Annotated in this window: 12 protein-coding genes; 1 reads left to right on the top strand and 11 read right to left on the bottom strand. The window is 66.3% G+C overall.

Features of this window, described 5'->3' with window-relative positions:
• Positions 1 to 5: 5 nt before the first annotated feature.
• Positions 6 to 998, bottom strand: a complete 993-nt coding sequence (locus tag BN977_RS28830; protein ID WP_036403394.1) for an Acg family FMN-binding oxidoreductase — start codon at positions 996 to 998, stop codon at positions 6 to 8.
• Between the two features lie 95 nt (positions 999 to 1093).
• Positions 1094 to 1453 carry a hypothetical protein gene (locus BN977_RS28825; RefSeq protein WP_036403392.1) on the bottom strand — a complete coding sequence of 120 codons (360 nt, stop codon included), beginning with the start codon at positions 1451 to 1453 and terminating at the stop codon, positions 1094 to 1096.
• A 210-nt stretch (positions 1454 to 1663) separates the two neighbouring features.
• Here BN977_RS28825 and BN977_RS28820 point away from each other — a divergent pair, with 210 nt between their 5' ends.
• Complete coding sequence (locus BN977_RS28820; protein ID WP_036403390.1) at positions 1664 to 2527, top strand: universal stress protein; 864 nt, start codon at positions 1664 to 1666, stop codon at positions 2525 to 2527.
• Between the two features lie 14 nt (positions 2528 to 2541).
• On the opposite strand, the gene BN977_RS28815 is transcribed toward BN977_RS28820, so the two are convergent.
• The 9 genes from BN977_RS28815 to BN977_RS28775 all read right to left on the bottom strand — a co-directional run bounded on the left by BN977_RS28815 (position 2542) and on the right by BN977_RS28775 (position 12003).
• A complete protein-coding gene (locus tag BN977_RS28815) occupies positions 2542 to 3741 on the bottom strand; it encodes an alpha/beta hydrolase family protein (protein WP_036404749.1) in 1200 nt (399 codons plus the stop codon).
• Positions 3742 to 3822: 81 nt separating this feature from the next.
• Positions 3823 to 4365 (bottom strand): hypothetical protein, encoded by a 543-nt coding sequence (locus BN977_RS28810; protein ID WP_051562001.1) that lies wholly within the window; start codon positions 4363 to 4365, stop codon positions 3823 to 3825.
• A gap of 3 nt (positions 4366 to 4368) precedes the next feature.
• Positions 4369 to 4647, bottom strand: coding sequence for a DUF1876 domain-containing protein (locus tag BN977_RS28805; protein WP_036403387.1), 279 nt, complete (start codon positions 4645 to 4647; stop codon positions 4369 to 4371).
• Positions 4644 to 5492 (bottom strand): universal stress protein, encoded by an 849-nt coding sequence (locus BN977_RS28800; RefSeq protein ID WP_036403384.1) that lies wholly within the window; start codon positions 5490 to 5492, stop codon positions 4644 to 4646. The genes BN977_RS28805 and BN977_RS28800 overlap by 4 nt, the downstream gene beginning before the upstream one ends.
• Before the next feature lie 66 nt (positions 5493 to 5558).
• Complete coding sequence (gene arcC / locus BN977_RS28795) at positions 5559 to 6524, bottom strand: carbamate kinase (protein ID WP_036403381.1); 966 nt, start codon at positions 6522 to 6524, stop codon at positions 5559 to 5561.
• Between the two features lie 9 nt (positions 6525 to 6533).
• Positions 6534 to 7538: an ornithine carbamoyltransferase gene (locus tag BN977_RS28790; protein ID WP_036403378.1), complete on the bottom strand. Its 1005-nt coding sequence runs from the start codon at positions 7536 to 7538 to the stop codon at positions 6534 to 6536.
• Between the two features lie 28 nt (positions 7539 to 7566).
• Positions 7567 to 8826: an arginine deiminase gene (locus BN977_RS28785; protein WP_036403376.1), complete on the bottom strand. Its 1260-nt coding sequence runs from the start codon at positions 8824 to 8826 to the stop codon at positions 7567 to 7569.
• Entirely contained in the window at positions 8823 to 10301 is a 1479-nt protein-coding gene (gene arcD / locus BN977_RS28780; protein ID WP_084172703.1) for an arginine-ornithine antiporter, read from the bottom strand. Before arcD ends, BN977_RS28785 begins: the two co-directional genes overlap by 4 nt.
• Before the next feature lie 91 nt (positions 10302 to 10392).
• Entirely contained in the window at positions 10393 to 12003 is a 1611-nt protein-coding gene (locus BN977_RS28775) for a GAF domain-containing sensor histidine kinase (protein WP_084172781.1), read from the bottom strand.
• Positions 12004 to 12205 lie beyond the last annotated feature (202 nt).

Below are 12205 nucleotides of genomic sequence, written 5' to 3'. Positions count from 1 at the left end.
GCTGGCTAATCCAGCCGCTCACCGTCCAGTCGTCCTGCGACGTCGCTGAGCGCACGCCGCGGCGTTGCAGGCAACGGGTCGGCGTTCGGCGGCAGCCAACCGATGCGCAGCAGCACCTGTGGGAAATGACTGCTGCCGAACACCCTGGCCTGCAACTGATCACGTGTCTCGGTAAGCTCCAGCGGCTCGGTGAAGATGCAACTCGCCAGCCCCATGGACGTCGCCGTCAGCAGGATCTGGCTGGTCGCTTCACCCGCTCGCAGACGCGCCACCGCATCATCCGCGGCGGTCCCGAGCGCCAGCAGGACACCGTGATCGTCCGCTGCGGTCGAATCTTCGGGTTGAGACAGCGCCGTGCCCGCGAAGATGCGCCCGGGCACCTGGGCGTCCAGGTCAGGTGCCGGGGTATTGCGCGCCGGAACACCGGCCACCGCACCGTAACGCCCACTCCACGCCGCCAGTTCGCTCAGGTAGCCGGCGTCTTCACCGTGCCGGCGTCGTGCCCACTCCAGGATCGCGCGGAAATCGTCGTCGGGATCGATGCGACGCATCGTCACTCCCATGCGCGCGGCACGAGCACCCATCATGGCGACGTGCCCGGGTGGCACCGGCCACGCGCTGAAGTGCCGCCGGTCGGTTCTGCGGCGCGGGATCGCCGAAGCCAGTGAGATATCCATCTCGCCGGCCGGGCCCCGGTGCAGCTCCAGCGACGCGAGATGATCGGGCTCCTCCGGGTTGGGCAGCCGATGAATCTTGGCCTGCCAGCCCAGTGCCGCCAGCGCGACGGCGCAGTGGTTCAACGCGATCCCGCAACTGACAAGCAGGTCGCGGCCGTCAGGATCGGTGTGCTCGAGCTGCAAGGATCGCTCGGCGAACAAGTGCACACTGTGCGGTCCCACCCGCCAACGCCAGGGCTGTGAATTGTGTACCGATGGCGCCCGCGTTGCCAAGGACAAGGCGGCGTTCGCCGTTTCGGTGTCGAGACGATAACCGGACATGGTGGGCGTACCTCTACTTCGAATCGTGGTGCCCTTGCACTCTGCGCGCTCGATGCGCGCTGCCGTCAGGGCCGGAAGTTGTCGGGGCGAAGGACCTATGGCCGGAAAGTGATCGCCAGGACGGCGAGATCGGTGACCAGAAGCCCGAGTGCCACCACCGGAACCCAGACCGCGTGCTTGCGTGATGCGGTGAAAAATGATGCAACGATCGCCGCCAAAGCCACGAAGGGCGGGCCGTATCCGAGAATCCCGAACCAGAATTCCCCGGGACCCATATGGGGGCACGCACCCTCGGTGCATCGCGCCAGGCCCATCACGGCTCCGAAAGCGAACAGCATCACCGCCATCGCCACCGGCACGGTCAACAGCGCCAACAGCCAGTTGAGCCACGCCGGGCTTCCGCCGTGCCGCTCTGCCACCGGTTTTCCTGCCGAGACGCCAGTCGAAGTATCCATCAGCCCACTTCCTTATCCACTCGTCCCCGGCGTGTCGCGGGACGTCGGGGAATCACATCACCCCGTGCGACCCGGGCACTAGGGCCTGAAGTCCCTTCGCGGCGTGGCCTCACCCGGGGACATATGGCACTGGAACACGGTCGAGCGCTACCACTAGAGTCCTGGGCAGCCGCTCGTTCCCGGAATCGAGAGAGGACGGCAGGACAACACGTGAAGATCGAGAAAATCGTTGTCGGCGTGGATGGCTCGGAACCCGGACACGTCGCGTTGGAGTGGGCCGCAGGCGAGTCGGCGCTGCACGGGGCAACACTGGTCCTGTTGCACGCCGCTGCACCGCCGATCGCCGCGTGGCCGGTGGCCCCGGCGCCGAACGGGTATCTGGAATGGCTGCGCGATCGGGGCAAGGACATCCTGCACGCGGCCGCCCGCACCGTGCACGAGGCGACGAACGGATCCGTCGAAGTGGTCACCGAGTACGCGCACGCGGCGCCGGCCGCCGCGTTGATCGACGCGTCGCGCACCGCCGGAATGGTCGTGGTGGGTTCGCGCGGTCGCGGAGCGGTCGCCCGTACCGTTCTCGGCAGTGTCAGCACCGCCATGGTGCATCGCGCCCATTGCCCGGTGGCGGTGATCCATGACAGTCACCGACCGCCGGACTTACGCGCTCCGGTCCTGCTGGGTTACGACGGGTCCGCGGCGTCCGAGGAAGCGACCACCCTGGCATTCGAGGAGGCTGGTCGCCGCGGCGTCGACCTGGTCGCCGTGCATGCGTGGTGGTCCGCGGGCGCCTTCGAACTGCCCGGATTCGATTGGGAGCAACTGCGGCCGGACGTCGATGCCGAGGTCGCCGGCCAGCTGGCCTCCTGGCAGCGCCGCTACCCGCGGGTGAACGTGCACCGCGTGGTCGTTCGCGACCAGCCCGGCCGTCGGCTGGTCGAATTGTCCGATACCGCGCAGCTTGTCGTCGTCGGAAGCCACGGATACGGGGCGGTGGCGGGCGCCCTTCTGGGCTCCGTCAGCGGCAGCGTGGCCCAGGCGGCGACGGCACCGATCGTGGTGGTGCGCTCACGCTGACTTCTCGTCAGAACTCAGCCGGCCAACTCCGCGGGACCGGGCGAACCGATGCCCTGCGCGACAAGGCCGGACCGCACCAACGCATCGACCACGAAGCGGTTCACCGGACGCGAGTGGAAGAACCCGGTGTGTCCACCGCGATACCATTCGATCTGCGGCCGGCCCCAGTGCTCCCACAGCCTGGTGACCTGTTCGCGGGGGTGCACCACCTGATCCGCCAAACCTGCGTAGATGAATCTCCCGGTGGGCGGGACACGTGGCGACAGGGCAAGCGGTGAGATCATCCGACCGAGCGTGGTGGCCAACAGGATTGTTCGGCGCCGCGGGTCATTGCGGTCCAGACCGGCATGCCGGCTCAGCAGGTCGATGAGGTCTGCGACCGGCACGCCCAGCACCGCACACGTCAGATACCGATCGAGGCTCGCCACCAGCGCGGCGATGAAACCACCCAGTGACAGTCCGTACAGTCCGATCGCGGCGCCCGGTTGCTGCCGGCGGATCCAGTCCAACAGACCGCGGATATCCCATACGGCCTGCGCTGTCGCGTGGATGTCGTCGAGAATGTCCGCGCCCGGAAAGACCGCGCCTTTGGGCAGCCCGTTGGCCCTGGGTCCGTGCATCGGAAGCACCGGGAGCACCACGTTGAGGCCCAGCGAATCGTGCAGATACCAGGCCCGGAACAACGCGAGATCGATGGCAGCCCGGCCCATCTCGGTTCCGTGAACGCACACCAACCACGGACGGGGCTCGCGGTGGCGCAAGAGAAGTCCATATCCCCTGGCGTTCGCGCGGTACGTGGTCCACCGCGACCCGCCGGGTTCGCCTGGCGCCGGGACGAAGCCGCTGTCCCAGCGCATCCGGGCGTAGAACCGGCTTCCGCGCCGTACCGGGGTCACCTCGACGTCTCCCAGCGGACCTGGTGCGGCGAAGAAGCTGGTGGGATCGGTCAGACAGCCGCGGTCGCCATAGAATTCCAGCGCGGCGACGACCTCGTCGTGAATCCGCTCGAACTCATGCTCGTTGCCGAGCGGGCGGCGGGCGCGAAGACCGATCAACGCCACCTCATCACGGAGGGCCTCGGCCGCCAGGGCCAGCGTCGGCCGGGCGATGGGCAGATCCTTCGAGCCGCCGTACAGATAGTCCCGCCAGGACCGTGCGTAGTACCCACCGGTCCGGGTGAACGGTTGGAGTGCGCCGTGCAGTGTCGGTCTCATCGTCAGGACGCTATCGGCGAGAACCGGCCAGAGGCAGGAGCACTGGGTCTCCACCCGATCCGACGACGACACCATCGGCGGTCATTGGCCGGCCGATCCCGTCGATTCCCCGGCAAGGTACTTGTTGGCGTCCGCCACCGCGGCTTTCAGCTGCCGATCCGCCTGATCGACATCGGACACGAACTCCGCGTCGTAGCTGTTCTGCGTCTGCTCCAACACCGACAGGCACATATGCGCCGCGGCGTGTGCATCGGTGACCGCCGCCTCGAGCTCGGCGCTCAGGTCGGGTTGCGGTGCGGGCAGATGGGCGACGAGTTCGACGGCGGCGATGTCATGCATCCTCTGACACGCCGCGGTGAGACCGGGCCGGTCACCGCGATGCACCGAGCGCTGCGCGGCGTCGAGCGCATTCTGCAGCGCCGTCACCTCGCCGTAGGTGGACGACCACCATTGCACGAAGGCCGTGCGCTCGGACCGGGTGATATGGCCCGTGTCCTGCGGGGCGCCGGACCGACCGATCACCACCAACGCCGTCACGACCAGCCCGGCGACACCGAACGTGACAGCGGCTACCGCCGCCACCGAGCGATACCAGCGACGTCGGGGTGCGCGAATCATGGTCATGATTCAGTGCAACGACCGCACGTGTTCGTGCGTGACGTCCTCGATATCACCGGCGGTGGCCGTGAGCAGTTTCTCGGCGAGGTCGTGCAGGGCCCGTGCCACCGCGAGTTCATCACCGATCGCCGGCACATCCCGGTCGACCGGATTGCGCCGGGCCACACCGCTTCCCGTCAGATCGCGGGTGTCACCGACCAACCATGCGGTGGCCCGGGTATGGTCATCGTGCTCGTCGACGCACACGCCGATGGCCCATTCTCTGTCCTGTCGGGTCGAGTCGTTCATCTTTGCAGCCCTCCTATTCGGTTGTCATGCACGGTAATCGCGCTGCGGTCCGGCCGAACAGGGCCGAATGTCACCTCCGGCCATGGCAACTTGGTCTGGGGCAACACGAGAACCTCCAGCCGCGCCTGCATCGCATCCAATTCGCGGTTTCCGAGCAGCGATGCCAGCAGCGCGGTGTCATCGGCCGTGGTGACGATCAGGTGATCAAGGTCGGGATGCTGCAACAGCATCGCGACCAGGTCGGTAGGTCGCGGCAGCACCCACACCTCGAGATCGGGTTCCGGGCAGACCGATTCGGCGATGCGCACATACTCATCAGGTTCTGTTCCGTGCGGAGCCAGCACCATCACGGAACTGTCGCGCAGGCGTGCCTCGACCATCGCGGCGCGCAGCACCCGCCCCGCGTCCGCTTCCGCTCCGATGACCGCGACCACCCACCCGTCCTCGGACACCCACCGCTGCCGCTGCGGATTCCATACCAACAGCACCGGTGACCGCGCCCAACCCAACACCGCTGATGCTCGGGCATCGCGCGCCGCGAGGCAGAGCAGCGCAGCACAGTGCGAGCGGGCGACGAGTTTGTCTGCCTCACCTCCGGAATCGATTCGCGTATCGACCCGCAGGCCGGCGCCCGCCGCATCGAGAGCCTCTGTCATCGCCGATCGGAGCGCCTCCGCGGCCTGCCGTTCGCGGGCGGTACGAGATCCGTCCAAAACCGGAACCGCGGCGAGCAGCAACAGGGCGGCGCCGCGGTCGGTCGCCTCCCGTGCTGCGGCCCGGACAACGGCGTTAGAGGACGACGATCCGTCGACGTAGGCAACGACCGGCGGGGTGGAGACGTCCATGGGCAAGGCCTTCGGTCATCCGAACATGTCAGTGATCACCTGAGGCTATGGCCGCCTGAAGCGTCTTCACGACTGGCTTTGGTCTCTGCGCGCAGGGACCTTGGTCCCATCCCCGCTCACCGAAACCCGGGTACCGCCGGATCCGGCCACGATGCGGGCGATATCGGTCAGGGCACCGATCACCGCATCCCCGCCGGTACTGCGAGCGAATCCACACGCCGCTTCCACCTTCGGCCCCATCGAGCCAGCGGGCAACGACAGCGCTTCGGCATCGTCGGGGTGGATCCGGTCCAGCCGGCGCTGCCCGGCCGTGCCCCACCCGGTGTACACGCCATCCACATCGGTGGCGATCACCAGTAGATCCGCGCCGAGTTCTGCGGCGAGCAACGCCGACGCGAGATCCTTGTCGATGACGGCTTCGACTCCCACCAGGTCGCCGTTGTCGTCGCGCACCGTCGGTATGCCACCGCCGCCCGCGCAGATGACGATCACCTGCTGCTCGACCAGCTGTTCTATGACACCGAGTTCGACGATGGTCTTGGGGTGTGGGCTGGGCACCACGCGCCGGAAGCTGTCGCCGTCGGGTGCGACCACCCATCCGCCGGCAGCCGCCAGCTTCTCCGCCGTGACGCGGTCGTAGACCGGGCCGATCGGCTTCGTCGGATGCCGGAAAGCCGGATCGTGGCGGTCCACTTCGATCATCGTCAGCACCGTCGCCACCGATTGCCCGGCGGGCAGGAGATTGCGGAGCTCCTGCTCGATCACGTATCCGATCATCGCGTCGGTCTGGGCACCCAGCACGTCCAGAGGGAACGGCGTGGCCTCGTCGACGACGTCGTGATACGCCGCGGCTTGCAACGCGAGCAGGCCCACTTGCGGCCCGTTGCCGTGCGCCACGACCAGCTCGTTACCGCCGGCAACCGCCACGATGTTGCGGACCGCGGCCCGGATATTGGCCCGCTGATTCTCGGCGGTCATCGGCTGACCACGGCGCAGTAACGCGTTGCCGCCCAAGGCGATGACAATCCGCATGGCGTCCCCTCAGCCGAGTGCGGCCACCAGAACCGCCTTGATGGTGTGCATCCGATTCTCCGCCTGGTCGAAAGCGATGTTCGCCGGGCTTTCGAAAACCTCTTCGGTGACTTCGATTCCACCCGCCAGTTCCGGGTACTGCGCGGCGATCTGGGCACCGACCTTGGTCTCGCCGTTGTGGAAGGCAGGCAGGCAGTGCATGAACTTGACCCGCGGGTTGCCGGCGGCCGCCAGCATCGCGGCGTTGACTTGAAATGGCAACAGCAGCGCCACCCGCTCCGACCAGGTGTCCAGCGGCTCCCCCATGGACACCCAGACGTCGGTGTAGATGAAGTCGACACCGGCCACCGCGGCCGCCGGGTCGTCGGTGACTTCGACCCGGGCTCCGGACGCCGTCGCGAGGCGCTCACACATCGTCACATGTTCGGCGTGTGGCCAGAGCGACCGTGGTGCACCGATTCTGACGTCCATGCCCAGCTTGGCGCCGACCAACAGCAGCGATTGGGCGACGTTGTTGCGCCCGTCGCCGACGAAGGCGAAGCTGAGTTCCGTCAACGGTTTCGGGCAATGCTCGGTCATCGTCAGCACGTCGGCTAGCATCTGTGTCGGATGAAAATCGTCGGTGAGGCCGTTGAACACCGGAACACCGGCGTACTCCGCCAATTCTTCGACCGTGTGCTGTGCCGACCCGCGGTACTCGATGGCGTCATACATGCGTCCCAGCACCCGCGCGGTGTCCTTCATGGACTCCTTGTGCCCGATCTGCGAGGAAGCGGGATCGATATAGGTGACGTGCGCCCCTTCGTCATACGCGGCGACCTCGAAGGCACATCGGGTGCGGGTGGACGTCTTCTCGAAGATCAACGCGATGTTCTTGCCCTGCAGACGCGATGATCGCTGTCCCGCGTACTTGGCGCGTTTGAGATCACGAGACAAATCGAGCAGATAGTTCAGGTCCTGGGCGGAGTGATGAATCAAGCTCAGGACACTGCGGTTACGGTTGTTGAAGGCCACTTCTCATCCTCGTCCGGCAACGAAAGGGTCAGCTGTAGAGCGGATCACGCAGGATCGGGCAGGTCATGCAGCGGCCGCCGCCGCGGCCGCGACCCAATTCGCTGGCGTCGATGGTGACGACCTCGATCCCGGCCTTGCGCAAGGCGGTGTTGGTCAAGGTGTTGCGGTCGTATCCGATCACCACACCCGGCGAGAGCGCGACCACGTTGTTGGCGTCGTCCCATTGTTCGCGCTGAACGCCATAGATGTCACCGGCCGTGGTGATGACCTTGAGTTCGACACCGATGGCTCTGCCGATCGTCTCGACCAAGCCGCGCGCTTCCCGCCGGACGTCCAAGCCGGACGGCGCGGTGTCGTCCGGCCGCAAGGTGAACGGGACCACGCCGTCGACCACCGGGGTATAGGCCGTCACCACGTCGTAGTCACAGAACGTGAACACGGTGTCCAGGTGCATCGCGGACCGAGTCTTAGGCAAACCCGCGACGATGACCTGTTCGGCGGCGCCGGCGGCGAACAGGTTTCGCGCCACCTGGGTGATGGCCTGGTGGGACGAACGCTCCCCCATGCCGATAACCACGACCCCGTTGCCCACCGGCATGACATCGCCACCCTCCAGCGTCGCCGCTCCATGGTCACGAGCCACCTGGTCCAGATCGCCCAGCCAGACGTCGAATTTCTGGTCGGCGAATACCGGATGGAAGTTGTACACCGCGGCGGTCAGCAGCGTCTCCTGTTGCCGGGCCGGCCAGTACATCGCGTTGAGGGTGACACCGTTGAAGATCCACGAGCTGTTGTCGCGCATGAACTGGGTGTTGGGTAATGGACGCAGTACGAAACCGGCCGGATCCCTCTCCCGCAGCGCGGCCAGCAGTTGGCCTCCCAATCCCGTTGGCAGCTCGGTGTATCCGACTCCACCGATCAGGAACTGCGCCAGTGTCTCCGATGGCATCTCGCCGAGCCAGGCGCGGACGTCATCGGTCAGGCCCGCACCCACCAGGTCGTCCGTGATCTTGCGCTGCAACAGCCATGCTCGGCCCTCGGCGGTGTCGAGCACGTCGGCGAGCAGGTCGTGTAAGTCCAGCACCTCCACGCCGCGGTCGGTCATCTTCGCCACGAAATCGAAGTGGTCTCGCCGGGCCTGTTGTAACCACACCACGTCGTCGAACAACAGCTCCTCGTGGTTCTGCGGGGTCAGCCGCTGGTGTGCCAGGCCGGGTGCACACACCAAGGTGCGCCGTAGCGTGCCCGCCTCAGACCAGACCCCGAGCCCACTCGCATCGGCCTTCACAGGACGGTCAACTGTCCGCTGCTCATCAGCACCACGGCCACGCCCGCCGTCGCCCCGACGATGGCGACGATGGCTCTTTCCGCCGTGGTGAAGAGGGGAAGCCGGTTCTCCCGGCGCGCCCAGATGTACAGCGCGGTGCCCGCCAGGTAGAAGACGGCCGCGACCAGCAGGTATTTCCAACCGCCGGCGTACACCAACCACACCGCGTACACCAGGGCCAGCACGCCGATGATCAGGTCGCGGGCACGGCCGTGTCCATCTTCGTATGTCTCACCTCGAACCGCGAGCAGCACCTGATACCCGGCCGACCACAGGTAGGGCAACAGGATCAGCGATGTCGCGAGCAGGATGAGATTGAGGTACGTGCTCTGGTTGGCCAGTGTCCACAACAGCAGGATCTGCACGCAGATGTTGGTCAGCCACAACGCATTCGCCGGGGCGCCGTGTGCATTCTCACGGGCCAGCGCTTTGGGTAGCACGCCTTCCTTCGCCGGTAGCCGCATGATCTCGGCGCACAGCATCACCCAGGCGATGAGGGCGCCCAGCAGCGAGATGATCAGACCGATCGAGATGAAGGCCGCTCCCCAGCTGCCGACTTGGCTTCTCAGCACGCCGGCCATCGAAGGATCGGGCAGTCCGGCCAGCTCGGCCTGCGTCATCAGCCCATAGGACAGCAGGTTCACCAGCAACAGCAATGCCAGTACAACGCCGAAGCCCAGAACCGTCGCCCGTCCGACGTCTTTTCGCGCGGCTGCGCGTTGGGAGTACACGGCGGCGCCTTCGATGCCGATGAACACCCACACCGTCACCAACATCATGTTCTTCACCTGGGACATGGTGTCGCCCAGCGATTGGCCGTCGATGCGTGTGCTGGTTCCCCAGAAGTCGGCGGTGAACAGCCCCGCCTTGAAGCCAACGGCGGCAATGGCGATAAAGGTGAGGATCGGCACCACCTTGGCGATGGTGACCATGACATTGACGATTGCGGCGGTCTTCACCCCGCGCAGGGTCATGGCGTGCACCACCCACAGCAGAATCGAGGCCCCGATGATGGCCGGTGTGGTGACACCGCCGGCGAACGCGTCGAAGAAGTAGCCGACGGTGGCGAACAACAACACCAGGTATGCGACGTTTCCCACCCAAGCCGACACCCAGTAGCCGAAGGCCGATGTGAAGCCGATGTAGTTGCCGAATCCCGCCCGCGCGTAACCGTAGACGCCCCCGTCGACATCCGGCTTACGCTCGGCCAATCGTTGGAAGACGAATGCGAGCATCAGCATGCCCGCCCCGGTGATCACCCACCCGATGAGTAGGGGGCCTGGAGCCGCACTGCCGGCCATCTGGGACGGCAACGCGAAAATGCCGCTGCCGATCATCGATCCGACGACCAGTGCGGTGAGTGCGGTCAAGGTCAAGCCGGGTTTGGTTCCGGCGGCGCGTGTTTCGCCTGGAGGCGACATGCTCGAAGTGGCCATGAACCGATTGTTTTCCCGGATACCGTCGCCCGATAGGGCCACTGGTCCCTTGAGTTTCGGGACTCTCAGCCCCTGCCGGGGCACGTCGAGATCATTCCACGGTGAGCGGCACACTCCAGACGACATCGGTACCGCCGCCCGGCCGATCGGCGACGGTGAACTGGCCATGTGCCGACTCGGCCCGCCGGGCCAGGTTGCGCAGGCCGCTGCTGCGCTGGTTGTCGGGCGGTATGCCCTTGCCGTTGTCGGAGACCATGATGGACAAATCATCACCGACCGTGATGCTCGCGATGATCTCGGCCGCGCCTGAATGGCGGATGGCATTGCTCAGCGCCTCGGTGAAGACGGCTTCCGCATGGTCGGCCAGCGTGGCCGTGACGACGCTCAGCGGACCGCTGACGTTGAGCGAGGCGGCCACATCGATGCTCTCGGTGAGGCTTTCGAACACGTCATGGATCCGTGCCGGAAACCCCTCGTGCGTTGCCGATGACTTCTGCAGATTGAAAATGGTGGTCCGGATATCGGTGATCACCGACTGCAATTCGTCGACCGACCGGGAAACCCGTTGGATCAATGCGGGGTTCCGCATCCGGGCGATGACGCCTTGCAAGTCCATCCCCACCGCGAACACGCGTTGGATCACCTGGTCGTGTAGATCGTGCGCGATGCGCTCCCGATCGGAAAGCAGGTCGAGTTCCGCGGTATCGCGCCGGGCCTTGGCAATTGTGAGCGCGATGGCCGCGTGACCGGCGAAGTCACTCACCAGATTGAGGTAGGAGGTGTCGAACGGCGGCCCAGAAGCATTACGCGCCACCGCGATCACGCCCAGGGTGTGTTGCTCGGCGCGCAACGGTGCGACAATCGCCGGCCGTTCACCGGCATCGGTGAAGGACTCGATCGGGCGGCGGAAGGTCTCGGTGATCACCGGCTCACCGGAGCGGAACACCGCGCCGGTGGTGGAACCCGCGACCGGGATGCGCTGCCCCAACACGTCGTCGGCATAGGTGCCGACGGCGGCCGACACCACCAACGTCTGCACCTCGTCCTCGGCGGCATCCGGGTCGTCGGGGATCAGCACGATGGCCTGCTCCGCGTCGGTGAGCTGCAGCGCGCGTTCGGCGATGAGCCGCAGTGGCCGCAGCATCTCGGGTTGCTCGTCGGAGAGCACCGCGGCGGTGATCTCGCGACTGGCGTTCGTCCACGACGCGGCGACCCGCATCTGGTTGAACAATCGGGCATTGTCGATCGCGACCGCTGCCACCGACGCCAACGCGCGGGCGGTCAGCTCATCGGCGCCGGTGAAGCTGTGTCCGGGCCGGTCGTCGGCCACGTACAGGCTGCCGAACGGTTCGCCCCGGATCCGGATCGGCATGCCGAGGAAGGACCGCATCGGCGGATGTCCTTCCGGAAAGCCGGCCGAGGCGGCGTGCTCGGTGAGGTCCCGCAGGTTCAGCAGGTCCGTCCGCTCGCGCAGGGCCCCCAATATTCCCTTGCCGACCGGTAGGTGACCGATGTGCTCCACGGTGCGCGGGTCCATGCCCTCGTGCACGAACGAGGTGAGCAGGTCGTCGGGACCCCAAACGCCGATCGCGCCGTAGCGCGCACCGGTGAGGGTGAGCGCAGCGCGGATGATCCGATATAGCGTCGGATCCAGCTCCAGGTCGGAGCTGATCTCGATCGCCAGTTGGAGCAGCAATCCCATTTGATCGCGGTCGGCCGCCAGCTCGTCGAGCTGATCGTGGATGCGCCGCAGCTCGTCCGGCCGCCGCGCGAAGGCCGAGCTCGGTCTGTTGTCTTCAGTCACCCGTTCCCCTGCGCCACCGGATTACCTGGTCCGAGTCTGCCAGCAAATCGGCGCCAAGAAAAGAGTCACCGCCGTCAATATTCCGGGAAATGAGCAGGTC

The organism is Mycolicibacterium cosmeticum (genome assembly GCF_000613185.1).
Lineage (GTDB): Bacteria > Actinomycetota > Actinomycetes > Mycobacteriales > Mycobacteriaceae > Mycobacterium > Mycobacterium cosmeticum.
This window is presented reverse-complemented; position numbering and strand designations above follow the sequence as displayed.